Consider the following 25,792-nt stretch of genomic DNA (forward strand, 5'->3'; position numbering starts at 1 on the left):
CTATTCGCGCGGGGCGCTTTCGGACAGCAGGTTGCGCTCCCCCTCGTGCTTGCCTGCCTCCACCATCTTGTCGAGCGCCTTGTCCGGCTTGATTTCAGACGGGGGAAGTTCTGGCGCGGGCTTCGGCTTCGGTTCCTCGACCGGTTCCGGCGCGGGGTGGGGGGGCGCTTCGTCGATCTGTTCCATGCGAACGCGGTAAATCGGCTCTGGCAGGCCATATCCCTCGGATTCCAGCATCTCCTTGACGATGCGGATCGCCTCGCCGCGTGCCTTGTTGAACTCTGCCCCGACCTGCGTGACCCAGCCCGAGAAGCGCATCACCACATTCGAATCACCGACATTATCCACCCAGACCGCAGGCGCGGGTGAAGTGAGAACGAAGTCCAGCGATTGCAGCGTCTTCAGGCCCAGCTCGCGCACGGCATTCAGGTCCGACCCGGCATCGACGCCCAGATCGAAAATGAAGCGGCGTTCAGGATTGCGCGTGTAATTGGTGATGACCGCCTTGAAGACGGTCGCATTGGGAATGCGGATGTGGTTGCCGTCCAGTGACAGCAGGGTCGTCGCGCGGCTGGTCAGGCTGATGACGCGCCCGGTGCTGCCTTCGATCTCGACAAGGTCATTCGGGCGGAATGGCTGGCGCAGCGACAGCATGACCGAGGCAATGAAGTTTTCCACCGTGTCGCGCACCGCAAAGCCAAGCGCGATCCCGATGATCCCCGCAGCGCCAAGGAATGTCCCCAGCAGCGCCGTCGCGCCCAGAATATCCAGCGCCACGACAATGGCGGCGACCCAGAAACCCAGCCGGATCGCGGTGCGCAGGATTTCCGCGATGAACGGATTCGCGGCAATACGGTCCCAAGGCTGGCGCATGCGCGCGATCACATTGCCAAGCCAGCCGATCAGTGCTGCAACGACAAGCGCGACGGCCAGCAGGGGCAGAAACGCGACAAGCTGGAAAAGCCGGTCGCGGAAGCGTTGCGCGACCGGGGCCAGCCGTGCGCCGAGATCGGTATTCTCGCGCACATCGTTCTGGATTTCGACGACCCCGTCGACCCGAGAGACCAGCCGGTCCAGTCTTTCCTGCGCCGCGCCATCCAGAACCGTGCCGCCAAGCGTCACGATCCCGGCATCGACGCTGACCGTCACATCGGAATATCCGTCGAGGCCCGACAGAATATCCTCGATCCGCTCGCGGATCGCCTGATCAGTGCGCGCGTCGGGGGTGACGGCAATCGTGCCCTCGGGCTGGCCTGCGGTGTCCTGCGCGGCCAGCACAAGCGGCTGCAGGCAAAGCAGAGCGGCCAGCAGGACTGCAAACAGGCCGGGCGAAGGTTTCACGAAGGCATCACCGGGTCGGATTTCGCCAGCGCGTCGAAGCGCATCAGGCTGGCCACAAGCGCGGGCATCTGGTCCAGATAGATCATGTTCGGCCCGTCTGACGGCGCGTTGTCGGGGTCCTGATGGGTTTCCATGAACACCCCCGCAACCCCAAGCGCCACCGCTGCCCGCGCCATGACCGGAGCGAATTCGCGCTGACCGCCTGACGACGCGCCCTGACCGCCCGGCTGCGCCACCGCATGGGTGGCATCCATGATCACAGGATAGCCGGTCTGCGCCATGATCGGCAGCGACCGCATGTCGGTGACCAGCGTGTTATAACCAAAGCTAACGCCACGCTCGGTCAGCAGGATCTTGTCGTTCCCGGTCGAGGCGACCTTTTCGGCGACGTTCGTCATGTCCCATGGTGCCAGAAACTGGCCCTTCTTGACGTTGACGACCGCGCCGCTTTCGCCCGCCGCAAGCAGTAGGTCTGTCTGCCGTGACAGAAATGCCGGGATCTGGATAACATCGACCACCGCGCCTGCCGCACGCGCCTGTTCGGGGTCGTGGATATCGGTCAGGATGGGGCAACCGATCCGGTCGCGCACGGTTTCCAGCATGCGCAGCCCTTCGTCGATCCCAAGCCCGCGCTTTCCCTTCAGCGAAGTCCGGTTCGCCTTGTCATAGCTGGCTTTGAAGACATAGCCCGCGCCCGCATCGGCGCAGGCCTTGGCCATCACTTCGGCGATCATCAGGGCGTGGTCCAGCGTTTCCAGCTGGCAGGGGCCGGCGATGATGGTCAGCGGCAGATCGTTGCCGCAGGTGAGGTTGCCGATCTGGACATGCTTCATGTGGATACCTGTTCGCGCAGAATGGACGCCGTCAGCGACAGCATCAGATAAATCCCCATGAATATAAGGAAAGCGACAATCGTGTTCGAGAGGGCTTTGGGATAGGTCGCACTTTGCGGCGGCACAGGGGCGACAGAGAGCGACAGGTAACGAACCTGCTTATTCGCCTCGATCCGCGACATTTCAAGCTGTTCAGCCGCCGAAGCAAGAAGCGCCTGACGGGTCTGGAGGTCGGCTTCGGCAATGCGCAGCTCGCCCGTCACCTGCGCCAGCGAGTCGCGCCCGTCGGCGCCTTCGGTCAGTTCGGCACGGCGTGCGGTAATCATTTCCTGCAGGCGCTGGATGTCGCCGCGCACACCAGCCACGCGGCTGGCATTCGGGTTGCTGTTCGACATCAGCTGCGCCAGCTCCAGTTCCTTGTTGGTCAGCTCGGTCTGCATATGCGTAATCTGGCTCATCACAAGGCCGCTTTCCGATGCCGGGTCAAGAATGCCCAGGCGTTGCTGCAGCGCCTGAACGGCCGCCTGCGCCTCCCGGACGCGGGTTTCGGAATCGGTATAGGTCTGCTGCGCGCCGGCCATCTGATCGGTTCGCACCCGAGAGGTCATGTCGTCGACCATCCCTTCGGCATAACGGATGAGCGCGCGCGAAAACTCCTCGCTCAGTACGGGATCGGGGGCGACGACCTGCATGTTCAGAACGCCCTCGGTCGGATCATATCCCACCGTCACCATGTTCTTGTAGGTCTTGTAGGCGGCGTCATCCGTGGCATCGGCATCAAGACGCAGCAGTGGATCAAGCGACGGGTCCTGGAACGCCCGCTTGAACCCGACCTCTTCATCAAGGCGCAGCATGGCGTTTTTCGAGGTCAGATAGCTTTGCACCGCAACCGAATCCGGGTTCAGCTGGATGCCGCTGAGGATAGAGTTGCCGCTGGCGACCATGGCCGTATCGGCCTGCTGGATCATGAATTGCGATTCGGTTTCATAAAGCGGGGTCGCCAGGCGGAAATAATACCATCCCGCGATGATCGTCGGCAGCACCACCAGAAGGGCAAGACGGAAGGCCAGCCAGAATTGCCGGACGCGTCGCCGCCGTGCAATGTCCCGCTGGATGCGATAGATTTCTGCCGCGCGCTTTTCCTCGGTCAGTGCCTCGCGCGAGGGCAGATCGCGGTCTTTCGTGTCGGCGGGGATCTGCGCCGGCGCGATCTGACCGATGGGCGTGGCGCGCTGCGGCGTGGCCGGAGCGCGAAGAACCGCGATCTGATTTCCGGGGCTGGCAGCACCGGATGCGCCGGCCGGGTTTGCCGCGTCGCGACCGGCACTGGCGACCAGTTGCGCAAGTGACGAACGATGGAAGGGGTCGATGCCGCGATCACGCAGCAAGACGACCGCTTCCTCGTCGCTTTCGGTGTCGATGCCGTGCATGGCGGCAATACGCCGGGCGAGACGAAGCTGACGTGCAGTCAATTCCTCGCGCTTGACCTCCACGATCCGCTCGGCGAGGGAATGGTTCGCGGGGCCGCCTGCGACATTGCCAGCGGTGCTGTTCGTGTCCGCTGCATCTGGTTGCCCGCCGGGACGCGCGGTCTGTGCATCCGCGTCCTGTCCGGCTGCATTGGCGCGGCGGCGCTTGGTATGATAGATACGAACCTTAGGCGGTATAGTCATAATATTGCTTCGCTTCGTCCAGCGTTTCGAACATATAAAGCTTCCCGTCCCGCAGGACGGCCGCCTCTCGACAGAATTTTTCAAGAATTTCGGGTTGGTGAGAAACCATGATGACGGTCGATTTTTTCAGCCGCTCTGTCAGAACCTGCCCGGCCTTGCGGTTGAATTCGACATCGGTCGCGTTCGGCATCCCCTCGTCGATCAGGTAGATATCGAATTCCAGCGACAGAAGCAGAGAAAAGACGAAGCGCTGCCGCATTCCGGCCGAATAGGTGCCTACGGGCATGTCGAAATATTCGTCGATATCGGTCAGCCAGCGCGTGAATGCCGCAACATAGTCCGGGTCGAGGCCATAGATCCGAGCGATGAAGCGCGCGTTTTCGTTCGCGCTGTGCTTCGACACGACGCCGCCCATGAAACCGAGCGGGAAAGAAATGCGCGCGTCGCGCCGGATCGTGCCTTCGTCCGGCTTTTCCAATCCGCACATCATATTGATGATCGTGGTCTTGCCGGTGCCGTTCGGTGCAAGGATGCCAAGCGATCGACCAAGTTCAACCCGGAACGATGCCCGGTCCAGGATCACCTTGCGCTGTGTCCCGGTCCAGAAGGATTTCGAGACATTATCGAATTCCAGCATCCACTACGTCCATAACAAGCACCGGCCCGGCGGCGAAGTCGCCCGGCCCGGTGCCGAAAATAGGCAGCGGTCCGCGCGAAGTCCATCTATCCGTGCATTGATGGTTGAGGAAGTGTGAAGATTGCGGTGCATTTTTGCGCAAGGCGGGCTTTTTGTCGCGCGGTGCGCGTCCTATCTTGCGGCCATGCCTCACATGACGCGGATGATGACCGAGATTTCCGGCTGCCGGCTTTGCGCAGATCGTTTCGCCGCGACAGCGACGGCCCATATGCCGCGGCCGGTCGTATGGTTTCGGCCCTCGGCCCGTATTCTGGTCGTCGGCCAGGCGCCCGGCGCACGCGTCCATGCCAGCGGCAAGCCTTTCGACGATGCGTCGGGGCAGCGGCTGCGCGACTGGATGGGGATCACGCCCGAGGTTTTCTATGACCGCGACCGCATCGCCATTGTGCCCATGGCCTTCTGTTTTCCGGGATATGACAAGAACGGTGCCGATCTGCCGCCGCCCCCGATCTGCGCGGCGACGTGGCGCGCCCGCGTGATGGAGGCGTTGAACCCGCGTCTGACCCTGCTGATCGGGGCATATGCGCAACGCTGGCATCTGGGGGCGCGGGGCAGCGTGCGCGACACTGTCGCACGCTGGCGCGATCATGCGCCCGACGTCTTTCCCTTGCCTCATCCGTCCTGGCGCAATACCGGATGGCTGAAGCGCAACGACTGGTTTGCGGACGAGCTGCTGCCGGTCCTGCGCGAACGACTGCACGAGGTGCTGAATGACCCCGCTTGACGCGCTGTGCGAGACGCCGTTTCACGAACTGCCCGATACGGCGCGCGCGCGCGTGCTGAACCGGCTTGCCGATACAGAGCTTTTCGTCGCGCTCGAATCCGATCCGGTGGGCGACCGCGCAAAGCTCAGGCTGTTCGATCTGCCGGACGGCAAACTCGCCATTGCTGCCGATCTGGAAGAGCGGCTGGCGGGGTTCTTCGATGCGCCGACCGGGCATATCGCCATGCCGGGCAGGGTGCTTGCCGCGATGCTCGCGGCCGAGGACGTCACGCTGATGGTCAATCCGGGTGCCGGTTCGGAAATGCTGCTCGGGCCCGGCACGCTTGGCTGGCTGGCCGATGCGCTGAGCGCGCGCCCGGCTGAAGAACAGGCCGGCCACGCCCGCCTTTTCCCGCCATCGCAGGAGATGGTGGCCCGTCTGGCAGAGCCGGTCGCAACGCGCTTGCAGGATATGTCGGGGCTGCTGACCGGGGCGGCGCTGGTGGCGGCAGAGTGGTCAGATGGTTCAAAGGGTCATCTGCTTGTCATCGAGGGCGCTGACGATGATCGCCGCCCGGTCATCGCCAAGGCAATGGCCGAGCTGTTTGCCTTTCTGCCGCCGTTGCCGCAGACCTGCGACGTGACTTTTGACCTACCCTTGCCGGCAGGCGCGCTTGTGCTGCGCCCGGAACCGCCCGCTGCAGACAACACCCCGGACAGCACAGGCGGCCCGAAAGCGCCCGGCAGTGATCCCGACAAGCCGCCGATCCTGCGTTTCTAATAGCCCTTCTCGCGGTCGACCAGAAACAGGGGTTTCTCGCCCCGCATGGCGCGGCGCAGGTTTTCGGCCACGACCTGCGCTGCCGTCTCGACCCGTGTCTCCGACGCGATATGCGGTGTTACGGTCACGGCGGGATGGGCCCAGTAGGGATGCGCCGGCGGCAGTGGCTCAACACGGAAAACGTCCAGCACGGCGTGGCGCAGATGCCCGCTGTCGAGCGCCGCAATCAAGTCCTCATCGACGATGAGGGTTCCGCGACCCGGATTGATGATCGTCGCGCCTTCCGGCAGCAAGGACAGCGCATGCGCGTCGATCATGTCTCGGGTCGCAGGGGTGTCGGGCAGCAGCGTGACGAGGATCTCGGCGCGCCGCAGCGCATCTTCTATCGCGTTGCCCGGATAGGCCGCGATCCCCTCGGTGCCACGGCCCGACGCCGACCATGTCGCCACATCGAAGCCAAGCGCCTTCAACGCGCGCGCGACCGCCATGCCAAGGGCGCCCGCGCCCAGAACGGTGACGCGCCGTGCATGTGCAAGCGGCGGCACGGTTCCGTTTCGCCAGATTCCGTCCTGCGCGTAATTGTCCATCCCCAGATGCGCGCGCATGACCCAGCCGGTGCAGTAATCGGTCATCCCCTGCGCCAGCCCCGGATCGACCATGCGCGCAAGGGGCTGCGTCAGCGTCGGATTGCTGACGATCCGTTCGACGCCGGCCCACAGGCTTTGCACCAGACGGGCGTTGCGATACGGGGTGAAATCCTCGATTCCGCTGCCCGGTGCATAGATAATCGCGTCAACGCTTTCGGCCGGGGCGTCGCGCACGAATTGCGCTTCCGGGCAGGCGGCCTCAAGCGCCGGTTGCCAGCGTGCCCAGTCGGGTGCAGAGAACAGAACGCGCATGATTCCTCCATCCGGCTGCGGACCGACGCGGGCCACAAGCGACGACTAGCGCCGGAACAGGGGGAAGGGAAAGCCCGTTCTGGCGTCAGCGCGGCCGGTGCACATGGGCTGACTGGACCATGCCGAATGCCATGAACAGGATCATCATGGCTGTTCCGCCATAGCTGACAAGCGGCAGCGGCACGCCCACGACCGGAAGCAGCCCCATCACCATTCCCATATTGATCGAAAAGAACAGGAAGAACGTTCCGGCGATCCCGATGGTCAGCAGGCTGGCGAAGCGGTCGCGATTGGTCAGCGCCGAATACATGCAGAACCCGATGATAAGCGCGTAAAGGACCAGCAGGGAACTGGCACCGACGAAGCCAAACTGTTCGGCAAGCGAGGTGAAAATGAAGTCGGTGTGCTTCTCTGGCAGGAAGTCGCCGCGCGACTGCGTCCCCTCCATGAAGCCGCGGCCCGACCAGCCGCCAGAACCGAGCGCGATCTGCGCCTGCGTGATGTTGTATCCGGCACCAAGCGGATCGGTCGACGGGTCAAGAAACGTGTCGATGCGCCGGAACTGGTAATCATGCAGCAATTGCCAGGGCGTGCCGCGGCTTTCCAGCACCGTCCAGACCAGCCCGACGCCCGCTGCGATCACGGCGCCGAAATACCACAGGCTGACACCGGCTGCGAACATCACGATGCCGCCGCCCATCAGCAGCAGAAGCGAGGTGCCAAGGTCGGGCTGTTGCAGCACGAGCGCCGTGGGCAGCAGGATCAGCAGAACCGGGATCAGAACCCAGACCGGATGCGAGATCTTGCTGATGTCGAGCCAGCCATAATAGGCCGCAAGCATCAGGACGAGCGCGACCTTCATCAGTTCGGACGGCTGCAGCATGACCGGCCCAAGATCCAGCCAGCGCTGCGCGCCCATCCCCTCATGCCCGATCAGGTCAACGGCCAGCAGAAGCAGGACGCAGATCACATAGGCAAATACCGAAATGCCGCGCCAGAACCAGATCGGAACGAAGCCAAGCGCGATCATCAGGACCATGCCGACGGCAAAGCGTTCCATCTGGGGGCGCGCCCAGGTGTCGATGTCACCGCCGGCAACCGAATAGAGCATCAGGAACCCGGTCGAGGCGACAGCGGCCAGCAGGAAGACCAGCGGCCAGTTCAGCGAAAGAAACTTGCGAATTCCGCGCGGTGTCTCGGCGACCTTATAGTCGAGATAGCTCATGCCCGCGTCCTGCCGCCGCTGTTATTCGCGACCGGGGCGATCAGGCGCATATTGCGATGCATCTCCTCGATCGCGCCGCGCTGGCTGTCGGGATAGGCGGACAGCGGAGGCACGCCGCCCGACAGCGCGTAAAGCAGAATGTCACGCGCCACCGGGGCGGCTACGGCAGAGCCGCCGCCGCCATGTTCGACGACAACCGACACCGCATATTTCGGGGCGTCAAAAGGCGCAAAGCAGACAAAAAGCGCGTGGTCGCGGCGATCCCACGGCAGTTGTTCATTGCGGGTCACACCACGGGCGCGTTCGGCGGCGGTGATATTGCGGACCTGGCTGGTGCCGGTCTTTCCGGCCATGCGCCATTCCTCGGTCACGATGCGCGACTTCGCCGCAGTGCCGCCGGTCGCGTTCATCACCGCATCCATCCCGCGCTGCGCCGTTCGCAGGTTACGCGGATCAAGGCCGAGTTCGGCGAATTCCGGGACCGGTTCGGGGATGCCGTCAATCGCGCGGACAAGGCGCGGCTTGACCTCTCGTCCGGTTGCGACACGCGCGGTCATCACCGCCAGTTGCAGGGGCGAGGCGAGAACAAAACCCTGTCCGATAGACGCGTTGAGCGAATCGCCGACCACCCAGGGCTTGCCGTAGCGCTCCTCTTTCCAGGCGCGGTCCGGCGCAATTCCAGTGGCCACGGCCGACATTGGCAGGTCATGTTCGACACCGATCCCCAAGCGGCGCGCCATTGCCGCGACGCGGTCGATGCCGATGGTGCGGGCGAGTTCGTAATAATAGACGTCGCATGACTTCATCAGGCTTTCGACCGCGCTGATATGGCCATGCCCGCCCCGGCTCCAGCAGTGGAACTTGCGACCTGCCACCTCCAGCGCGCCGTTGCAGAAGAAGCTCGTGCCTTCATTCACCAGCCCAGATTCGAGACCGGCCAGAAGCGTCACCATCTTGAAGGTCGAGCCCGGCGGATAGACGCCCTGCACCGTCTTGTCCGCCAGCGGGCGGTGGTCGTGTTCCATCAGCGCGCGGTAATCCGGCCCCGAGATTCCGCGCACGAACAGGTTCGGGTCGAAAACCGGGTTCGACGCAATCGCCATGATATCGCCATTCGTGACATCAATGACCACAGCGGCGGCAGATTCGTCGCCGAGGCGCTGCACGGCATAGTTCTGCAGGCCGGCATCCAGCGTCGTCTGCACGGTGGCACCCTGCTGGCCTTCCTGCCGCGAAAGCTCGCGCATTTCGCGACCTGCCGCATTCACCTCTATCCGACGGTTCCCGGCCTTGCCGCGCAGAATGTCTTCCAGCTTGTTTTCCATCCCGACCTTTCCGAACTGAAAGCCCGGAAGCATCAGGACCGGATCGGGATCTTCCATCTTCGAAAGGTCGTAGTCAGACACCCGCCCGACATAGCCCAGCACATGCGCGAAATCGCCGTGGCGCGGATAGACTCGCGACAGCACCGATTCGGGCCTGACGCCGGGCAGGGCGGGGGCATTCACCGCGATAGAGCTGAACTCGCTCCACGTCAGGTGATCGCCGATGCTGACCGCAGTCGAGGCCTTCCGCTTCTTCACATCTTCCAGAATATCCGCGGTTTCTTCGTCGGTCAGCGGAACCAGATGGCGCAGCTTGGCGATCACGTCGCTGACATTTCCGGCCAGTTCACGAGTGATGGTCGCGCGATAATTCTGTTCGTTCCCACCGATCACGACGCCGTTGCGGTCATGGATCAGCCCGCGCACCGGCGGCAGAAGCGGGATCTTGATCGAATTGCCGTCAGACAGAAGCCGGTATTCGTCGGCATGTTCAAGCTGCATCGAACGCAGCCGCCATCCCAGCGTGCCGATCACTGCCGCCTGAATCGCACCCAGCATCACGACCCGGCGCGAAACGACACGGGCGCTGTCGGTAATGTCCTTGGGTGACTTGCGCATCAGCTTCCCATCATTTCCAGTTCCGCGGCGCTCAGCCGTCGAACCCCCAGCGACCTGACCGCCGCCACCACCAGAGGGTAGGCCATGACGCTTGCCAGCCATTGTAGCATGATCGGCCCCAGTGCCGGTAAGGGCAGTAAGAACAGCGCCATGATCAGCCTGTTACCGATCACCATCAAGCCCATAAGCACGGCGACGCGCAGCCACTCGAACAAGAAAGGTTGATCGGCCCAACGCTGCGCGCGGGGCCGCAGCAACTCGGTCGCGATCAGGACCATCAGGCTCCACAAGCCGAAGGGACGGCCCAGCATCAGATCTCCGATTAGCGCCAGTGCGGCGATGATGACGGCTGGCAGCTGGTCGGGCCTGCGCAGCACCCATGCAAGCGTAATGCACATCATCAGGTCCGGTCCGGGCAGGCGCGCCTCGCCCGGCGACAGCGGCATCAGCTTGAAAAACATGATCGCCAGCCCGGTGCCGACATAGGCCGCCGTGCCGACGATCCGGTGGCGCGACAGCAGCCTGCTCATTCCGTTGCCGTTTCAGGGCGCAGCTGGGGTGCCGGGGGAAGCTGCGGGCCGATCAGGCCGGGTTCGGGCGGCAGCACCAGTGCGCCGCCATCTTCCAGCCGTTCCGCAGGGTGGCTGCGCAGCACGCGCAGGAATTCCAGTCCGCTGTAATCTGCCGCCATGCGCAGCCGCAACCGGCCTTCGGAATCCTGCGCGACCTGACCGACCAGAATGTCGGGCGGGAACACCCCCCCATCGCCAGAACTGACCACCCGGTCGCCGGGGCGGACGTTTTCCGGGCGTTCGATAAAGTCCAGCGTCGGCAGGGTCGAGTTGTCGCCTGTCAGAAGCGCATCCTCGCCCGACGGCTGGATCTCGACCGGAATTCGCGATGACGGGTCGGTCAGCAGGATCACCCGGCTTGTCTGACTGCCCACGCCCGAGATGCGCCCCACCAGACCAAGACCATCCATCACGGCCCAACCATCGACCACGCCGTCACGACGTCCGACATTCAGAAGAACCGAACGGCGGAAGGCTGTGCCGCTGTCGGTCAGCACCTGCCCGGTGATCGAGGTCAGCGAGGGGTCCAGCCGCACATTGTTCTGCGCCAGCAGCTTGGCGTTTTCCTGTTCCAGCTGAACGGCGGCCTCTTTCCAGGCCTCCATCTTCTGCAGCTCTCGGCGAAGCTCCTGATTCTGTTCGTAGATCCGCGCATAGCTTTGCAGGCTGGACACCATCCGCGTGACCTGCGTCAAGGGCGTCATCGCCCATTCGAAGCCGGGCACGAAGCGATCAACGAATTCGGACCGCATCGCCTCGGCCCGCGGGCTGTCGATGCGCCAGAACAGGAACAGCGCGAACAGGAACAGGGCCAGCAACCCGATCAGGATGCGGCGGACAGGGGTGGCGAAGTCGTAACCCTTGCGCGCCATCGCGCCCTTCCCGGCTTAGCTGTCGTAGTCGATGACGTGGCGCAGCTGCTTTTCGAATTCCAGCGCCTTGCCGGTGCCAAGCGCCACGCAGCTCATCGGTTGATCGGCGATAGAGATCGACAGGCCGGTCTGTTCGCGCAGCGCCAAATCCAGCTCGCCCAGCATCGCGCCGCCGCCAGTCAGCATGACGCCGCGATCAACGATGTCAGCCGCCAGATCGGGCGGCGTCGCTTCCAGCGCCACCATCACCGCCTCGCAGATCTGCTGGACGGGTTCGGCAAGGGCTTCGGCCACCATCGCCTGCGTGATCTCCAGCTCGCGCGGGACACCGTTAAGCAGGTCGCGGCCGCGCACGGGCAGGGTGGCGCCGCGCCCGTCGTCTGGCATGCGGGCGGTGCCAATGCTGGTTTTCACGCGCTCTGCCGTCTGATCGCCGATCAGCAGGTTATGGTTGCGGCGCAGATAGTTGATGATCGCCTCGTCCATGCGGTCGCCGCCGATCCGGACCGAGCGGGCATAGACCACGTCACCCAGCGACAGGACCGCAACTTCAGTCGTGCCGCCACCGATATCGACAACCATGCTGCCGGTCGGTTCGGTGATGGGCATGCCAGCGCCAATCGCGGCGGCAATGGGTTCGGCGATCAGGCCGGCGCGGCGCGCGCCTGCCGACAGGACCGACTGGCGGATCGCGCGTTTCTCGACCGGGGTCGCGCCGTGGGGCACGCAGACGATGACCTTTGGCTTGGAAAAGCTGGTGCGCTTGAACACTTTCTTGATGAAGTGCTTGATCATTTCCTCGGCGCTGTCGAAATCCGCGATGACGCCTTCGCGCATCGGGCGGATCGCCTCGATGGAACCGGGCGTCCGGCCCAGCATCAGCTTGGCGTCCTCGCCCACGGCCAGGACCTGCTTTTTGCCGTCCTTCACATGATAGGCCACGACCGAGGGCTCATTCAGGATGATCCCCTTGCCCTTCACGTAGACAAGCGTGTTCGCCGTCCCGAGGTCGATTGCAATATCCGTCGAAAACAGCCCGAAGAATGCCATCCTGCCTAACCCTTGGATACCGGACTTGCGCCGGCTTGTTGTCAAACCAATCCCCGCTGCCCGAGTCGCCCCGGACAGCAGGATGCCGCCCCGTATAGAGGCTGACGCGGCCCATCGGAACCCCTCTCATGCAGGGCATGGCGTGGATTTGCTTGGCCGCGCCACAGTTCCCCTGCGTTTGTGCGCCGAATGAAATGCTGCGTGCGAGTCGTGGCGCATTCCCATTTTGCGCATCGGCTGCCAAGGCTTCATTGTTGTGTGGTGCAGAGTCCCCGCTAGGCAATGAAATTATTGGTATTTGTCGCGCCGTTCCCATGATTTCCGGGGACATATCGGATCAAGCAAAGGGGCGGCCCGAAAGCCGCCCCAATGTCTGGTTCCGACAGGTCGGGTCAGTGCGAATACATGCTGACCTGTTTGGCGTCGCCGTCCTTGCCGATCGCCTCGCGACGGGCACGCAGACGGTTCAGCGCGCCGACATAGGCCTTGACGCTGGCAAGGATCGTGTCGGTATCGGCGGCCTGCCCGGTGGCGATGCGGCCTTCTTCCTCCATCCGCACCGAAACCGTCGCCTGCGCGTCGGTGCCTTCGGTCACGGCATGGACCTGATACAGTTGCAGCACGGCGTCATGCGGATAGATCTGCTTGACCGCATTGAATACCGCATCGACCGGCCCGTCGCCCGTGGTCGAGGCGGTCTTTTCCTGACCATCCACGATCATCGTCAGATCCGCTGACTGCCCGTCACTGCCGCAGATGACCCGCAGATGCTTGACCTGCAGATAATCCTCGACCGTGTTGGCGCTGCTGTCCTGCATCAGCGCGACGAGATCGTCGTCATAGACCTCTTTCTTGCGGTCGGCGAGCGCCTTGAAGCGGACGAAAACATCCTTCAGCTGGTTGTCGCCCACCTCGAAACCCAGATCGGCCAGCTTCGAACGCAGCGCGGCACGACCGGAATGCTTGCCCAGAACGATGTTGTTTTCGTTCAGGCCGATATCGGCGGGGCGCATGATTTCGAAGGTCTCGATATTCTTGAGCACGCCGTCCTGATGGATGCCGGATTCGTGCAGGAAGGCGTTCTTGCCGACGATGGCCTTGTTATACTGCACAGGGAAACCGGACACCTGCGCGACGCGACGCGACAGGTTCATGATCTTGGTGGTGTCGATCTCGGTGCTGAAAGGCATGATGTCGTTGCGCACCCGCATGGCCATTACGACCTCTTCCAGCGCGGTGTTGCCGGCGCGTTCACCCAGACCGTTGATGGTGCATTCGATCTGGCGCGCGCCGGCCTCGACCGCCGCCAGCGAGTTCGCCGTCGCCATGCCCAGATCGTTATGGCAATGGGTCGCGAAAATGACCTCGTCCGCGCCGGGCACCTTCTCGATCAGCATCCGGATCAGATCGGCGCTTTCGCGCGGTGCGGTATAGCCGACGGTATCGGGAATGTTGATCGTCGTCGCCCCGCATTTGATGGCGATTTCCACGACCCGGCACAGGTAATCATGCTCGGTCCGCGTGGCGTCCATGGGCGACCACTGGACGTTGTCGCACAGGTTGCGGGCATGGGTGACGGTCTGTTCGATCCGCTCGGCCATCTGGTCCTGATCCAGATTAGGGATCGCCCGGTGCAGCGGCGAGGTGCCGATAAAGGTGTGAATGCGCGGGCGCGCGGCATGCTTCACGGCCTCCCAGCAGCGGTCGATATCGGGCAGCTGCGCGCGGGCCAGCCCGCAGATCACGCTGTATTTCGAATTCTTCGCGATCTCGCTGACGGCGGCGAAATCGCCTTCGGATGCGATGGGAAAGCCTGCCTCGATGATATCGACCTTCATCTCGTCCAGCATGGACGCGATTTCCAGTTTCTCGGCATGGGACATGGTGGCGCCGGGTGATTGTTCGCCGTCGCGCAGCGTGGTGTCGAAAATATAGACGCGGTTCTTGTCAGTCATTGCTGTGCTTCTTCTTGCTGAATTCGGTTCTGAAGCCGGGCGCCTGGCCTGACTGAGCGGCGGCCCGGCAGGACCCGCTCAGCGCAGCGTAAGAAGCAGCAGACCGCGGAGGTTCACGGCAAAACGCGCGCCAATCTGCGCGTTGCGGGTGCCAGAGATGTGTCGCGTCCGGGTCATGGCGCTGACTATACAATCACTTGCCACGATGAAAAGCCCTAATTCGGTCGGTCCGGCTGGTCCGGGGCAGGCGGGTCGCCGGCGTCGGGCGGGGCCGGCGCGACGGGCGGGCGCGGGGCGCTGCCGACGCGGATCTTTTCGATCCGCTGGGCCAGCTTGCGCGCGCGGCGGCGGTGATAGGCGCGGATGACCGGAACCGTCAGGTAATGCGCAACGATCCCCGCAATCGTTCCAAGGATCATCCCCCCGACCAGATAGGGCAGGTAGATGTCGCGGAAAAACGAACTGAGCCGGTCCCAATGCGCGACGCCGGGGCCGAACATCGCGCCGATATTGTGCCAGACCTGGGTCGTTGCGTCGGCGAATTCGTTCAGGATCATCTTCGCCGACAGCTTGCCATGCGTGCCAAGGATCTCTCGTCCCAGCCAGGTCGATCCATAAGCGATGAAGGGAAAGGTGATCGGGTTTCCGACGAAGGTGGCCAGAAGGGCCGCAAGGATGTTGCCGCCAATGACCCAGGCAATTCCCGCGGCGGCAAGGAAGTGAAACCCGTGCAGCGGCGTGAACGAGATGAACACCCCCGCAGCGACCCCGCGCCCTATCTTGTGCGGTTGATCGGGCAGGCGGCGCACGCGGTACAGCACATATTGCGCCGCCCTCATCCAGCCGCCGCGTGGATAGATCATCTCGGTCGCGATCTGGGAATAACTTCGTGGTTTGCGGCGCTTGAACATCGGCTGGCTGATAAGGTGAGATCAGGACTGGTTACGATCTTCCAACAACGAACGCGTCACGGTGCAAGTTCCGGGCGCAGCAGGCGCGTCACCTGCGCGACGTCGGATTCGGCTTCAAGTGCCGTCAGCAGCGCGTGAAGCTGGTCCATCCCGTGCAGCTCCACCTCTATCTGAAGGCGGTAGAAATCGGGTTTGCGGTCAGCAAAGACGAGATCAGAGATATTCGCCCCCTGCGTGCCGATCAGCGTGCAGATCCGGCCCAGCACACCCGAATCGTGGCGGATGGTGATCGAGATCGTGACCGGATAGGCGGCGGGGTGTCGCCCCTCGCGCCAGTGCAGATCGACCCAACGCTTCAGGTCGTCCTCGCTGTCCAGTTCGGCAAGGGCCGGGCAGTCGATGGAGTGAATGATGATGCCGCGCCCGCGATAGGTGATCCCGACGATCCGCTCTCCCGGAAGGGGCTGGCAGCAATGGGCGCGGGCAAGCGTCTGATCCGCTTCAAGCCCGGCAACGGGCCGGGTCGGATCGACGGTTTCCTTGCTGGCCTCCAGTTCGGGGTAAAGCGTTGTCAGGACTTCCTGCGCGGACATCTCGGCGCAGCCGATCCGGGCCAGCAACTCGTCTGCATCGGGCAGGGCAAGCTTCGCGGCAGCCGTGCGCAGCGCCTTGTCGGTCACGCGCCGCCCGTGATGTTCGAAACTGATGCGCACCAGTTCCGCCCCCAGCCGGATCAGCCGCGCACGGTCCTCTTCGCGAAGCGACCGGCGGATCGCGGCCTTCGCGCGGCCGGTCTGCACGATTTCAAGCCATGCGGCCTGCGGACGCTGCCCGGCCGCGGTGATGATTTCGACCACCTGACCGTTCTTCAGCCGCGTCCACAGCGGCACGCGGATGCCGTCAACCTTGGCGCCGACGGTCCCGTTTCCGATCCGGGTATGGATCGCATAGGCGAAATCAATCGGGGTCGCGCCTTTCGGAAGCTGGATCACGTCACCTTTCGGGGTGAAGATGAACACCTGATCCGAATACATTTCCAGCTTGACGTGTTCCAGAAACTCGTCGTGATCCTCGCCACCAAGACGTTCGTTCAGTTGCGCGATCCATTCCGCCGGATCGACCGCGAAGGGGTTTGTCGAGCGTTCGCCATCGCGGTAGGACCAATGCGCGGCGACCCCGGCTTCAGCCACTTCGTGCATCTGGCGGGTGCGTATCTGAACCTCGACCCGCTTGCCGTCGCGCCCTGTCACCGTCGTATGGATCGAGCGATAGCCGTTTGCCTTGGGCTGGCTGATGTAATCCTTGAACCGCCCCGGCACCGCGCGCCAGCGGCGGTGGATCAGGCCAAGCGCGCGATAGCATTCGCTTTCCGTGCCGACGATGACCCGGAAGCCGTAAATATCTGACAGCCGCGAAAAGGTCAGCTGTTTTTCCTGCATCTTGCGCCAGACGCTGAACGGGCGCTTGGCCCGGCCGTAAACGTTCGCCTCAATGCCCTCGCGGTCCAGTTCCGTGCGGATGTCCTTGGTGATCTGCGCGATGACGTCGCCGGATTCCTTTTGCAGCGTCAGGAAACGGCGGATGATGGAATTGCGCGCTTCGGCATTGATGACCTTGAAGGCGAGGTCTTCAAGCTCCTCGCGCATCCACTGCATCCCCATGCGCCCGGCCAGCGGCGCATAGATGTCCATCGTTTCGCGCGCCTTCTTGACCTGCTTTTCGGGCTTCATGGCGCGGATCGTGCGCATATTGTGCAGCCGGTCGGCCAGCTTCACCAGAATCACGCGAAGATCGCGTGTCATGGCCATGAAAAGCTTGCGGAAGTTCTCGGCCTGCTTCGAATGCGCGCCGGACAGTTCAAGATTGGTCAGCTTGGTGACGCCATCGACCAGATCGGCAATTTCACGGCCGAATTTCTGCGAGACATCGCCCCAGGTCGATCGCGTGTCCTCGATCGTGTCGTGCAGCAGCGCGGTGACGATTGTCGCATCATCCAGCCGCATTTCGGTCAGAATGGCGGCGACTGCGACGGGATGGGTGAAATAGGGCTCGCCCGAGTGGCGGAACTGACCCTCATGCATCCGCTGGCCATACTCATAGGCCTCGCGGATCAGCTTCTCATCGGTGCGCGGGTTATAGTTCCGGATAAGCGCGAGAAGGTCTTCGACGTCGAATTTTTCCAATCGAAGACCTCGCTACATTCCTCAGCGCTGGTTGGCTTCCAGCATCATGCGAAGCATCTTTTCCTCAGATTCTTCGTCGGCCGGTTTGGGCCGGTCGACTTCCGCACCAAGAAGCAGCGCCATCGCGTCTTCTTCAGGCTCGTCGACCTCGATCTGGGTCTGGCTGGATTCGATCATCCGCTCGCGCAGGTCATCGACCTGCTGGGTTTCGTCGGCGATTTCGCGCAGCGCAACAACCGGGTTCTTGTCGTTGTCGCGCTCAATGCTCAACGGGCTGCCGGTCGCGATCTCGCGCGCGCGGTGCGAAGCGAGCATCACGAGGTCGAAGCGGTTGGGGACTTTATCGACGCAATCTTCGACGGTCACGCGGGCCATGAATCACCTATCGGTTCGAATCAGAAACGGGGCGGGAAGCGGTTATGTGGTCAGTCTTTGGCGCATTGTCAAGCAGAACGCGCAGCGAAGCGCGGTCCTCGGGCGGCAGATTTTCCAGCATCTGCACGACGCTCAGGCCGGTGCGCGGATGCGTCCAGCCCGGTGCGATATCGCTGAGCGGCACCAGAACGAAGGCCCGGTCCTGCAGGCGCGGATGGGGCAGAACAAGATGGTCCGGCGTCTCGATCAGCTGGCGCTGTGGCGGCAGCGCGCGCCAGCGATCCTGCGCCGCGTCATCCGGCAGCACCTGTTGACCCGTCGCGATCAGGTCAAGGTCGATGCCACGCGCCGCCCAACGGGTGCTGCGAACGCGGCCCAGATCGGCCTCGATCCCGTGCAGAAGCGCCAGCAATTCGCCAGCCGCCAACCCGCTTTCGACGGCTGCGCAGGCATTGACATAATCCGGCCCGTTGCCGGCCGGAAATGCAGGTGTCTGGTAGAAGCGTGAAACAGACTGTAAGGACAGCTCCGGCGTTGCGGACAGGCGTTTCAGCGCCGCCTGAATGGTCTGCCGGGACGAACCTGACGAAGAAGACAAGTTTGACCCGAGGGCAATGAAGGATAGGTTGTGCATTCTGGTTTCGATAATCGTTTCCAGCATTTGGGTTTAACATTTGACGCGCAGACGGGGACGCGTCGAGGGAGATTTCGTGTTCTACAAGGACGATCGGCTCGCACTGTTCATTGATGGTGCTAATCTTTATGCGGCGGCAAAATCGCTGGGTTTTGACATTGACTACCGCCTGCTGCGTCAGGAATTCGAGCGTCGCGGAAAACTTCTGCGGGCTTACTACTATACCGCGCTGCTTGAGAATGAGGAATATTCCCCCATCCGTCCGCTGGTCGATTGGCTTCAGTATAACGGCTATGCGCTCGTGACGAAGCCGGCGAAGGAATATACCGACGCGATGGGGCGTCGGAAGATCAAGGGCAACATGGACATCGAACTGGCGGTGAATGCGATGGAACTCGCGCCGCGGCTGGACCACGCCGTCCTGTTCTCGGGCGATGGCGACTTCCGCCCGCTGATCGAGGCATTGCAGCGTCAGGGCGTTCGCGTCTCGGTCGTGTCGACGACCCGCAGCCAGCCGCCGATGATCGCGGACGACCTGCGTCGTCAGGCCGACAACTTCATCGAGCTTGAGGCACTGCGCGACATCATCGGTCGGCCGCCGCGCGAAGGCACCCAGCCGCCGCGCGACAACACGCAGCCGCCGACACGCGATACCTGACATCAAGGAATGCCCTTCCGCCGCACGCGGAAGGGTCAGTGTCAGGAGGGAGGAGGCCGGGCGGGCGCCTTTCGTCGATACCTCGGGGCTCAGCCCTCGGGGGACAGACGATAAAGCCCGCCACGATCTTCATCAGTGACGACCCAGATCGTGCCGTCCGAGGCGACCTTGACGTCGCGGATGCGCCCGATGCCGGGGTCAAGCCGCTCTTCCCCGGTAACGCGGCCGCCCTCAAGGTGCAGCCGGACAAGGGCCGGGGGCCGCATCGCCCCGACAAGCAGGTCGCCCTGCCAGTCGCCGAACAGCTCGCCCTCGTAGAAATCGGCACCTGACGGGGCGATGACCGGGTCCCAGTAATAAACCGGCTGCTCCATCCCGTCTTGCGCGGTGATCCCTTCATTCACTGGCGAGCCGTCATAATTCACGCCGTAGGAAATCACCGGCCAGCCGTAATTCTTGCCCGCTTCGACGTGGTTCAACTCGTCCCCGCCCTTGGGGCCATGTTCGATGGTCCACAGCGCGCCATCCGCATCCAGCGCCGCAGCCTGCACATTGCGCAACCCGCTGGCATAGATTTCCGGCATCACCCCGTCCTGGCCGACAAAGGGATTATCGGCGGGGACTTCTCCGTTCGCGCTGATGCGGACCAGCTTGCCCAGATGATGCGACATCTCCTGCGCGGTATCGCGGATCGGCACGTCCGAGCGTTCGCCAAGCGTCACGAACAGCGTTCCGTCGTCGTTCGGCACGATCCGGCTGCCGAAATGCTTGTCGCCGTCATAGGTCGGCTGCTGCTGGAAAATCACCTGCACATCGCCAAGCGACGCGCCGTCCTCGGCCAGTGTGGCACGCGCGACCGCCGTGCCATTGCCGCCTTCGCGCGGTTCGGCATAGCTGAGGAAGATGGTGCGAGAGCTTTCGAAATCGGGCGCAAGCGCCACGTCCAGAAGTCCGCCCTGGCCATCGGCGGACACTTCGGGCAGGCCGCTGATCTCGGTCACGGCGCCGTCCTTGTAAAGCTTCAACCGACCCGGACGTTCGGTAATCAGCGCCGATCCGTCGGGCAGAAGTTCCACCGCCCAAGGGTGGGCAAGCCCTTCGACCACAGGTTCAACCTTCAGCGTCACGCCGGACTGCATTGCCTCGGCGCGGGTCTGATCGGGACTGGCGGGCTGATAATCGGTATTCGGCGCGCCCTGCGCCACGGGCTCCGCCTGCAGGGCAGTTGCGGCCAGAATCGCGGCGGCACTTGTCGAGAGAAGGCGTTTCATATGTCGTCTCCATATCTGAACGTCGCGTTGGTCTTGGTCATCACAACGCCTTGGGTCGCGCATCGGGTCCACTGGATTTTTCGCGCCGGGCGCGCTACGTCCCTGCCATGGAACACGCAAAGCCCCCCCTGACGCTGTATCTCGCCGCCCCGCGCGGCTTCTGTGCGGGCGTCGATCGCGCCATCAAGATCGTGGAAATGGCGCTGCAGAAATGGGGCGCGCCGGTCTATGTCCGCCACGAGATCGTGCACAACAAATTCGTCGTGGACGGGTTGCGCGACAAGGGCGCGGTCTTTGTCGAGGAACTGGACGAATGCCCCGACGACCGCCCGGTGATCTTTTCCGCCCATGGCGTGCCGAAAGCCGTCCCGACCGAGGCGAAGCGGCGCGAGATGATCTTTGTCGATGCGACCTGCCCGCTGGTCAGCAAGGTCCATGTCGAGGCAGAGCGTCATCACGCCGACGGCCTGCAGATGGTGATGATCGGCCATGCCGGCCACCCGGAAGTGCTGGGCACCATGGGGCAATTGCCGGAAGGTGAGGTTCTGCTGGTTGAAACCGTCGACGACGTGGCGGGCATCGCACCCCGCGATCCGTCGCGGCTGGCCTTCATCACCCAGACCACGCTGTCGGTCGATGACACCGCCGCCATTGTCGCCGCCCTGCAGGCACGCTTTCCGGCCATTATCGGCCCGGCCAAGGAAGACATCTGCTATGCCACCACCAACCGGCAGGCGGCGGTCAAGGCGGTTGCCCCCAAGATCGACGCATTGCTGGTGATCGGTGCGCCCAACAGCTCCAATTCCCGCCGTCTGGTCGAGGTCGGAAAGGCCGCCGGCTGCGATTATTCGCAGCTTGTCATGCGCGCCGATGAAATCGACTGGCGCGCCATGGAAGGCATCAGTGCCGTCGGCGTCACCGCCGGTGCCAGCGCGCCCGAGGTGCTGATAAACGAGGTCATCGACGCCTTCCGCGCCCGTTTCGACGTGACAGTCGAGATCGTGGAAACGGCGCAGGAAAATGTCGAATTCAAGGTCCCGCGCGTCTTGCGCGAACCCGCCTGATCGGGCCTTATCGCGCCCGAGTCCGCTTTGGACAAAAGGGGTGAACGCGATGAAGCTGTATTCGATGCCGTCTTCCGGCAATTCCTACAAGGTGCGCCTGCTGCTGGCGCTGTTGGGCCGCAACGCCGAGATTCTTGATGTCGAATACCAGACCGATGCGCTGGATCGCGCCAAGGCGGATGGTCGTCTTCCCTTCGGCAAGGCGCCGGTGCTGGAACTGGACGATGGCCGGCTGTTGCCCGAATCCGATGCAATTCTTTGCTTCCTCGGCGCGGGCACCGATTTCGTCCCGACTGACCCCTATGTCCATGCGCAGATGCTGTCCTGGATGTTCTGGGAACAGAACCAGCATGAAGGAACCGTCGCCGTGCGTGCCGCGCTCAGCTTCTATCCCCAACGCCGCCATCTTGCGACGCCCGAACGGATGGCCGAGCTGCTGACCAGCGGTCACGCTAATCTGCAGATCATGGAAAACCGGCTGGCCGACCATGACTGGCTGGCGGGCGATAACATGACGCTCGCCGATATCTGCCTTTACGGCTACACGCATACGGCGGGCGAACGCGGCGGGTTTGACATGAGCCGCTTTCCTGGCATCAATCACTGGATCCAGCGCATTTCCGCGCTGCCGGGTTACAAGGGATTGAATGAATGAGCTGGGATTACCTTCTGACTGCCTTCATTGTCTGCCTCGCGCCGGGGATCGGTGTTGTCTATACGCTGTCGACCACGCTTGGCGGCGGCTTCCGCGCCGGGCTCTGGGCCTCGGTCGGCTGCACCATCGCCACCGTGATTCACATGGTCGTTGCAATGGCAGGGCTTGCGGCGGTGCTGCATACCAGCGCCGTTCTGTTCCAGTTCATCAAATTCGCCGGCGTCGCCTATCTGCTGTGGATGGCATGGGCGGTGCTGAAGGATCACGGCGGGCTGTCGATCCGCCCGGCCGAGCCTGCCGCGCCCGCGCAGCTTGTGCGTCGCGGCATCCTCTTGAACATCCTGAACCCCAAGCTTCCCCTGTTCTTCATGGCCTTCATCCCGCAATTCATGCCGGCAGGCGCTGGCACCCCAATGCTGATCCAGCTTGGCGCGGGCTTCACCGCCATGACTTTCGCCGTGTTCATGGGCTATGTCGCCCTTGCCGCGACGGGCCGCCAGCGCATCCTGTCCAGCGAAACCGCGATGAACTGGATGCGCCGCGCCTTTGCGGCCAGCTTCGCGCTTCTGGGCCTGAAACTGGCGACCGAACGGGCCTGACCGCTTTTCCCCATCGCGGGCATCGACTAGAAGCCCTGCCATGAGCGAATTATTTGCATGGACCGATGGGGCCTGTTCCGGCAATCCCGGCCCCGGTGGCTGGGGCGTGCTGATGCGCGCCATGAAGGGCGACGACATCGCCAAGGAACGCGAGCTGTCCGGCGGAGAGCCCGACACCACCAACAACCGAATGGAGCTGATGGCCGCGATCAGCGCGCTGGAGACGCTGACGCGGCCATCCGCGATCACCATCACCACCGATTCCGCCTATGTGAAGAATGGTGTGACCGGCTGGATTCACGGGTGGAAGCGGAACGGCTGGAAAACCGCCGACCGCAAGCCGGTGAAGAATGTCGATCTGTGGCAAAGGCTCGACGCCGCGCAATCGCGCCACAAGGTCACCTGGGCGTGGATCAAGGGCCATGCCGGGCATCCCGAAAACGAACGCGCGGACGAACTGGCGCGCGCGGGCATGGCCCCCTTCAAGCCCGCAAAAACCTAGCCGGGGTCTTTCTTCATCAGATCTGCCAGCCCAGCAAAGGGCTTGCGCGTCTCAGCCGATGCGGCCCCGGCGTCATCGTCGGCAGCGGCTTCCGGCAATTCGGCCCCGTCCTTGCGCGGATGGGTCGGCAGTGCCAGCGCCAGCGCCTCAAGGGCGATTGCGCCAAGATCTATCCACTGGCCAAGCGGCTCGATCGTTTCGTCGCCCATCTCTATCTCGTCCTCCTCCGGGGTCGTGACATGGGGCGAAAAGACCAGCGATACCTGCTCCTCCAGCGGGGTTGTCACCGGATCCAGCGTCACGACGCAGGGCTGAACGACAGTCGCGCGCAGCGTGCCGTCCAGCACCCATTCGTCGCTGCCGCGCGCCCGGACGCGGCCCGTGAAGCGCAGCTTCGGCAGGTCCGACAGCTCCATCTCGGCGGCGATCGCCGCGCGCGCGCCGGCATCGGGCTTCAGGTCGAATTCATTGTCGCGCGCCGGTGAAAGATGGGCGACACGCAGGCGGTCGGGCAGGGGGGACGATGCTGGCATTTGGCTTTCCGAATGGATTCCGGTCACTTGCCCGCGATGTTCTTGAGCGGACCGGCCGAGTTTGCTAAGCGTGGCAGGCGGCGTCAACCGGGCCGTGGTTCAGGCGGGAAAGACAATTGGTATGATAACGATCCGCAGCTTTGTCATTGCGCTGTCGCTGAGCCTCGCCTTGACCGCCTGTGCGCCCGTATATCGCCATCACGGCTATATTCCGCCCGATGATGCGCTGTCGCAGGTCGTCGTCGGCCAGACCTCGCAGGCAGAGGTCGAATCGCTTATCGGTCGCCCGACCTCGAAAGGGCTGCTGGAAGGCTCGGGCTGGTATTATGTCGGATCGCGCTGGCGTCACTATGGCGCGATGCCGCCGCAGGAAATCGACCGCGAAGTCGTCGCAATCAATTTCACCCCGCAAGGCACCGTCGCCAATGTCGAAAGATTCGGGCTGGAGCAGGGCCGCATCGTCGTCCTGTCGCGCCGCGTGACCGATTCGGGCATCACCTCGATCAGCGCGCTTCGGCAGGCGCTCGGGACGCTCGGCAATATCACCGCGGGCCGTTTCATCGACTGATCCGGGCTGGCGCGGAACTCTGGCGGATGTGACAGGTTTAGCCCCCGAGAGCAGTCAGGATGATCCCATGCCACTTGCAAGCGACCGGCCCGATACCGAACAGGACCGCCCGCATTCCGGCGTGCATGTCGACGCCGAAACCGATCCGGACGCTGCCGAGGGCGCGATCAAGGTTTCTCGCGGGCCGGTGCCGCTCGCAACGATTCTGACGGTATTTGCCATCGCCATTGCGCTGGTGGTCGTGTGGAAACTGTCCTTCGTGATGCTGATGGGCTTTGCCGGCGTGCTTCTGGCGATAGCGCTGCGCAATTCTGCCATCTTCATCGCCCGCTTTACCGGCATCCCGCCGACCGTCGGCGTGTTTCTGGTCCTCGGGCTCGTGCTGTTGGCTGTCGCGGCACTGATTGCAAATGCCGGGCCAGAAATCGCGCAACAGATGCGCCAGCTTATCAATGCGATTCCGAAGGCGTGGACGCAGGTGACGCAATGGCTTTCGAATTCCACCATCGGCAATCTGCTGATCAATCAGATGTCCGAAAGCGGCAATGTGGTGCGCGACGGGGCCAGTGCGTCCGGCGCGTCCGGTCCGCCCGCAGGCACGTTTAACGGCATTTTCGGTTTCGTGCGCGGGACGCTGAATGCCGCCACCGGCGGCATCGCGAATCTTGTGCTGATTGTGACGGTTGCGATCTTCCTTGCGATCAATCCCGGCCCTTATATTCAGGGGGCGCTTCTGCTCGTGCCGGTCCCACGCCGGGAACGCGCGGCGGCGATCGTTCAGGAACTCGGCGATAAATTATGGAGCTGGCTTGCCGGGCAGGCGCTTGACATGCTGGTTGTCGCCACGCTGTCGGGCCTCGGGCTGTGGCTGCTTGGCATTCCGCTGGCGCTGGCGCTGGGCATCATTGCCGGGCTGACGAACGTGATACCCTATATCGGTCCGTTTCTGGGCGGCGCCCCAGCCGTGCTGTTCGCGCTGACGCAGGGGCCGCGCGATGCGATCAACGTGCTGGTCCTGTTCATCGTGATCCAGCAGCTTGAAGGCAACGTCATCATGCCGTTGATCCAGCGCCGCGCGGCCGGGCTGCCGCCGGTCATGACGATTTTCGGCGTGATCGGCTTCGGGGTGCTGTTTGGCCTGCCCGGCATTCTGGTCGCGGCACCGCTAATGGTGGTCGCGATGGTTCTGGTCCAGCGGCTTTATATCGAGGGCGTTCTGGGCGACGACCTGCCCGCCCACAAACCCGAAAAGAGCGACGCCGCCTGAGCGCCGGGCCGCCGGATGCGGGGCAGGG

At 63.4% G+C, this 25,792-nt stretch carries 26 protein-coding genes; 9 read left to right on the forward strand and 17 right to left on the reverse strand.

Going from position 1 to position 25,792, the window contains the following annotated elements:
- Genes FQV27_RS11240 through FQV27_RS11255 form a run of 4 tightly spaced genes read right to left on the reverse strand, consistent with a single transcriptional unit; the run spans nt 1 to nt 4,484 of the window.
- Nucleotides 1–1,341: a mechanosensitive ion channel family protein gene (locus tag FQV27_RS11240; RefSeq protein ID WP_246133079.1), complete on the reverse strand. Its 1,341-nt coding sequence runs from the start codon at nt 1,339–1,341 to the stop codon at nt 1–3.
- Nucleotides 1,338–2,174 carry a 3-deoxy-8-phosphooctulonate synthase gene (gene kdsA, locus FQV27_RS11245; RefSeq protein ID WP_147098461.1) on the reverse strand — a complete coding sequence of 279 codons (837 nt, stop codon included), beginning with the start codon at nt 2,172–2,174 and terminating at the stop codon, nt 1,338–1,340. The genes FQV27_RS11240 and kdsA overlap by 4 nt, the downstream gene beginning before the upstream one ends.
- Entirely contained in the window at nt 2,171–3,847 is a 1,677-nt protein-coding gene (locus FQV27_RS11250; RefSeq protein ID WP_147098463.1) for a KpsE/RkpR family capsule polysaccharide export protein, read from the reverse strand. The genes kdsA and FQV27_RS11250 overlap by 4 nt, the downstream gene beginning before the upstream one ends.
- Nucleotides 3,831–4,484, reverse strand: a complete 654-nt coding sequence (locus FQV27_RS11255; protein ID WP_147098465.1) for an ABC transporter ATP-binding protein — start codon at nt 4,482–4,484, stop codon at nt 3,831–3,833. The genes FQV27_RS11250 and FQV27_RS11255 overlap by 17 nt, the downstream gene beginning before the upstream one ends.
- A gap of 193 nt (nt 4,485–4,677) precedes the next feature.
- On the opposite strand from FQV27_RS11255, the gene FQV27_RS11260 reads away from it, so the two are divergent.
- Nucleotides 4,678–5,268: a uracil-DNA glycosylase family protein gene (locus tag FQV27_RS11260; protein WP_147098990.1), complete on the forward strand. Its 591-nt coding sequence runs from the start codon at nt 4,678–4,680 to the stop codon at nt 5,266–5,268.
- Nucleotides 5,255–6,028: an SseB family protein gene (locus tag FQV27_RS11265; RefSeq protein WP_147098467.1), complete on the forward strand. Its 774-nt coding sequence runs from the start codon at nt 5,255–5,257 to the stop codon at nt 6,026–6,028. The genes FQV27_RS11260 and FQV27_RS11265 overlap by 14 nt, the downstream gene beginning before the upstream one ends.
- On the opposite strand, the gene FQV27_RS11270 is transcribed toward FQV27_RS11265, so the two are convergent.
- The 11 genes from FQV27_RS11270 to folK all read right to left on the reverse strand — a co-directional run bounded on the left by FQV27_RS11270 (nt 6,025) and on the right by folK (nt 18,674).
- Nucleotides 6,025–6,927 carry a 2-hydroxyacid dehydrogenase gene (locus FQV27_RS11270; RefSeq protein WP_147098469.1) on the reverse strand — a complete coding sequence of 301 codons (903 nt, stop codon included), beginning with the start codon at nt 6,925–6,927 and terminating at the stop codon, nt 6,025–6,027. The two genes, FQV27_RS11265 and FQV27_RS11270, sit on opposite strands and share 4 nt — an antisense overlap.
- An 85-nt stretch (nt 6,928–7,012) precedes the next feature.
- Nucleotides 7,013–8,152, reverse strand: coding sequence for a rod shape-determining protein RodA (gene rodA / locus FQV27_RS11275; protein WP_147098471.1), 1,140 nt, complete (start codon nt 8,150–8,152; stop codon nt 7,013–7,015).
- Nucleotides 8,149–10,095, reverse strand: coding sequence for a penicillin-binding protein 2 (gene mrdA, locus FQV27_RS11280; protein WP_147098473.1), 1,947 nt, complete (start codon nt 10,093–10,095; stop codon nt 8,149–8,151). Before mrdA ends, rodA begins: the two co-directional genes overlap by 4 nt.
- The gene (locus FQV27_RS11285) at nt 10,095–10,625 is read right to left on the reverse strand and encodes a rod shape-determining protein MreD (protein WP_147098475.1); all 531 of its coding nucleotides are present in this window, start codon (nt 10,623–10,625) and stop codon (nt 10,095–10,097) included. Before FQV27_RS11285 ends, mrdA begins: the two co-directional genes overlap by 1 nt.
- Nucleotides 10,622–11,539 carry a rod shape-determining protein MreC gene (mreC, locus tag FQV27_RS11290; RefSeq protein ID WP_147098477.1) on the reverse strand — a complete coding sequence of 306 codons (918 nt, stop codon included), beginning with the start codon at nt 11,537–11,539 and terminating at the stop codon, nt 10,622–10,624. Before mreC ends, FQV27_RS11285 begins: the two co-directional genes overlap by 4 nt.
- Nucleotides 11,540–11,554: 15 nt before the next feature.
- Entirely contained in the window at nt 11,555–12,589 is a 1,035-nt protein-coding gene (locus FQV27_RS11295) for a rod shape-determining protein (protein ID WP_147098479.1), read from the reverse strand.
- Between the two features lie 392 nt (nt 12,590–12,981).
- Nucleotides 12,982–14,544 carry a 2-isopropylmalate synthase gene (locus FQV27_RS11300; protein ID WP_147098481.1) on the reverse strand — a complete coding sequence of 521 codons (1,563 nt, stop codon included), beginning with the start codon at nt 14,542–14,544 and terminating at the stop codon, nt 12,982–12,984.
- A gap of 215 nt (nt 14,545–14,759) precedes the next feature.
- The gene (locus FQV27_RS11305) at nt 14,760–15,455 is read right to left on the reverse strand and encodes a DUF2062 domain-containing protein (RefSeq protein WP_147098483.1); all 696 of its coding nucleotides are present in this window, start codon (nt 15,453–15,455) and stop codon (nt 14,760–14,762) included.
- A gap of 56 nt (nt 15,456–15,511) precedes the next feature.
- Entirely contained in the window at nt 15,512–17,638 is a 2,127-nt protein-coding gene (locus tag FQV27_RS11310) for a RelA/SpoT family protein (RefSeq protein WP_147098484.1), read from the reverse strand.
- A gap of 21 nt (nt 17,639–17,659) precedes the next feature.
- Complete coding sequence (gene rpoZ / locus FQV27_RS11315; protein ID WP_147098486.1) at nt 17,660–18,013, reverse strand: DNA-directed RNA polymerase subunit omega; 354 nt, start codon at nt 18,011–18,013, stop codon at nt 17,660–17,662.
- Nucleotides 18,014–18,020: 7 nt separating this feature from the next.
- Nucleotides 18,021–18,674: a 2-amino-4-hydroxy-6-hydroxymethyldihydropteridine diphosphokinase gene (folK, locus tag FQV27_RS11320; protein WP_147098491.1), complete on the reverse strand. Its 654-nt coding sequence runs from the start codon at nt 18,672–18,674 to the stop codon at nt 18,021–18,023.
- Between the two features lie 49 nt (nt 18,675–18,723).
- On the opposite strand from folK, the gene FQV27_RS11325 reads away from it, so the two are divergent.
- On the forward strand, nt 18,724–19,305 hold the full coding sequence (locus tag FQV27_RS11325) for a LabA-like NYN domain-containing protein (RefSeq protein ID WP_147098494.1): 582 nt from the start codon (nt 18,724–18,726) through the stop codon (nt 19,303–19,305).
- An 89-nt stretch (nt 19,306–19,394) separates the two neighbouring features.
- Here the strand turns inward: FQV27_RS11325 and FQV27_RS11330 are convergent, their stop codons facing one another.
- Nucleotides 19,395–20,576 (reverse strand): PQQ-dependent sugar dehydrogenase, encoded by a 1,182-nt coding sequence (locus FQV27_RS11330; protein ID WP_147098496.1) that lies wholly within the window; start codon nt 20,574–20,576, stop codon nt 19,395–19,397.
- Between the two features lie 107 nt (nt 20,577–20,683).
- On the opposite strand from FQV27_RS11330, the gene ispH reads away from it, so the two are divergent.
- Genes ispH through rnhA form a run of 4 tightly spaced genes read left to right on the forward strand, consistent with a single transcriptional unit; the run spans nt 20,684 to nt 23,396 of the window.
- Nucleotides 20,684–21,640: a 4-hydroxy-3-methylbut-2-enyl diphosphate reductase gene (gene ispH / locus FQV27_RS11335; RefSeq protein ID WP_147098498.1), complete on the forward strand. Its 957-nt coding sequence runs from the start codon at nt 20,684–20,686 to the stop codon at nt 21,638–21,640.
- Between the two features lie 49 nt (nt 21,641–21,689).
- Complete coding sequence (locus FQV27_RS11340; protein ID WP_147098502.1) at nt 21,690–22,295, forward strand: glutathione S-transferase family protein; 606 nt, start codon at nt 21,690–21,692, stop codon at nt 22,293–22,295.
- Complete coding sequence (locus FQV27_RS11345) at nt 22,292–22,894, forward strand: LysE family translocator (protein WP_147098505.1); 603 nt, start codon at nt 22,292–22,294, stop codon at nt 22,892–22,894. Before FQV27_RS11340 ends, FQV27_RS11345 begins: the two co-directional genes overlap by 4 nt.
- A 40-nt stretch (nt 22,895–22,934) precedes the next feature.
- The gene (gene rnhA, locus FQV27_RS11350) at nt 22,935–23,396 is read left to right on the forward strand and encodes a ribonuclease HI (RefSeq protein WP_147098507.1); all 462 of its coding nucleotides are present in this window, start codon (nt 22,935–22,937) and stop codon (nt 23,394–23,396) included.
- Here the strand turns inward: rnhA and FQV27_RS11355 are convergent.
- Complete coding sequence (locus FQV27_RS11355; protein ID WP_147098509.1) at nt 23,393–23,929, reverse strand: YceD family protein; 537 nt, start codon at nt 23,927–23,929, stop codon at nt 23,393–23,395. The genes rnhA and FQV27_RS11355 overlap by 4 nt on opposite strands.
- Nucleotides 23,930–24,050: 121 nt before the next feature.
- On the opposite strand from FQV27_RS11355, the gene FQV27_RS11360 reads away from it, so the two are divergent.
- Nucleotides 24,051–24,497: an outer membrane protein assembly factor BamE gene (locus tag FQV27_RS11360; RefSeq protein WP_147098512.1), complete on the forward strand. Its 447-nt coding sequence runs from the start codon at nt 24,051–24,053 to the stop codon at nt 24,495–24,497.
- A gap of 67 nt (nt 24,498–24,564) precedes the next feature.
- Nucleotides 24,565–25,764: an AI-2E family transporter gene (locus FQV27_RS11365; protein ID WP_147098514.1), complete on the forward strand. Its 1,200-nt coding sequence runs from the start codon at nt 24,565–24,567 to the stop codon at nt 25,762–25,764.
- Nucleotides 25,765–25,792: the final 28 nt, after the last annotated feature.

It is taken from the genome of Paracoccus aurantiacus, assembly GCF_007993065.1.
In the GTDB taxonomy this organism is placed as follows: Bacteria; Pseudomonadota; Alphaproteobacteria; order Rhodobacterales; family Rhodobacteraceae; genus Paracoccus; species Paracoccus aurantiacus.

Coding starts and splice junctions, on each gene's coding strand:
- kdsA (WP_147098461.1), bottom strand. CDS start 2,174: ATGAAGCATGTCCAGATCGGCAACCTCACCTGCGGCAACGATCTGCCG.
- FQV27_RS11250 (WP_147098463.1), bottom strand. CDS start 3,847: ATGACTATACCGCCTAAGGTTCGTATCTATCATACCAAGCGCCGCCGC.
- FQV27_RS11255 (WP_147098465.1), bottom strand. CDS start 4,484: ATGCTGGAATTCGATAATGTCTCGAAATCCTTCTGGACCGGGACACAG.
- FQV27_RS11260 (WP_147098990.1), top strand. CDS start 4,678: ATGACGCGGATGATGACCGAGATTTCCGGCTGCCGGCTTTGCGCAGAT.
- FQV27_RS11265 (WP_147098467.1), top strand. CDS start 5,255: ATGACCCCGCTTGACGCGCTGTGCGAGACGCCGTTTCACGAACTGCCC.
- FQV27_RS11270 (WP_147098469.1), bottom strand. CDS start 6,927: ATGCGCGTTCTGTTCTCTGCACCCGACTGGGCACGCTGGCAACCGGCG.
- rodA (WP_147098471.1), bottom strand. CDS start 8,152: ATGAGCTATCTCGACTATAAGGTCGCCGAGACACCGCGCGGAATTCGC.
- mrdA (WP_147098473.1), bottom strand. CDS start 10,095: ATGCGCAAGTCACCCAAGGACATTACCGACAGCGCCCGTGTCGTTTCG.
- FQV27_RS11285 (WP_147098475.1), bottom strand. CDS start 10,625: ATGAGCAGGCTGCTGTCGCGCCACCGGATCGTCGGCACGGCGGCCTAT.
- mreC (WP_147098477.1), bottom strand. CDS start 11,539: ATGGCGCGCAAGGGTTACGACTTCGCCACCCCTGTCCGCCGCATCCTG.
- FQV27_RS11295 (WP_147098479.1), bottom strand. CDS start 12,589: ATGGCATTCTTCGGGCTGTTTTCGACGGATATTGCAATCGACCTCGGG.
- FQV27_RS11300 (WP_147098481.1), bottom strand. CDS start 14,544: ATGACTGACAAGAACCGCGTCTATATTTTCGACACCACGCTGCGCGAC.
- FQV27_RS11305 (WP_147098483.1), bottom strand. CDS start 15,455: ATGTTCAAGCGCCGCAAACCACGAAGTTATTCCCAGATCGCGACCGAG.
- rpoZ (WP_147098486.1), bottom strand. CDS start 18,013: ATGGCCCGCGTGACCGTCGAAGATTGCGTCGATAAAGTCCCCAACCGC.
- folK (WP_147098491.1), bottom strand. CDS start 18,674: ATGCTGGAAACGATTATCGAAACCAGAATGCACAACCTATCCTTCATT.
- FQV27_RS11330 (WP_147098496.1), bottom strand. CDS start 20,576: ATGAAACGCCTTCTCTCGACAAGTGCCGCCGCGATTCTGGCCGCAACT.
- ispH (WP_147098498.1), top strand. CDS start 20,684: ATGGAACACGCAAAGCCCCCCCTGACGCTGTATCTCGCCGCCCCGCGC.
- FQV27_RS11340 (WP_147098502.1), top strand. CDS start 21,690: ATGAAGCTGTATTCGATGCCGTCTTCCGGCAATTCCTACAAGGTGCGC.
- FQV27_RS11345 (WP_147098505.1), top strand. CDS start 22,292: ATGAGCTGGGATTACCTTCTGACTGCCTTCATTGTCTGCCTCGCGCCG.
- rnhA (WP_147098507.1), top strand. CDS start 22,935: ATGAGCGAATTATTTGCATGGACCGATGGGGCCTGTTCCGGCAATCCC.
- FQV27_RS11355 (WP_147098509.1), bottom strand. CDS start 23,929: ATGCCAGCATCGTCCCCCCTGCCCGACCGCCTGCGTGTCGCCCATCTT.
- FQV27_RS11360 (WP_147098512.1), top strand. CDS start 24,051: ATGATAACGATCCGCAGCTTTGTCATTGCGCTGTCGCTGAGCCTCGCC.
- FQV27_RS11365 (WP_147098514.1), top strand. CDS start 24,565: ATGCCACTTGCAAGCGACCGGCCCGATACCGAACAGGACCGCCCGCAT.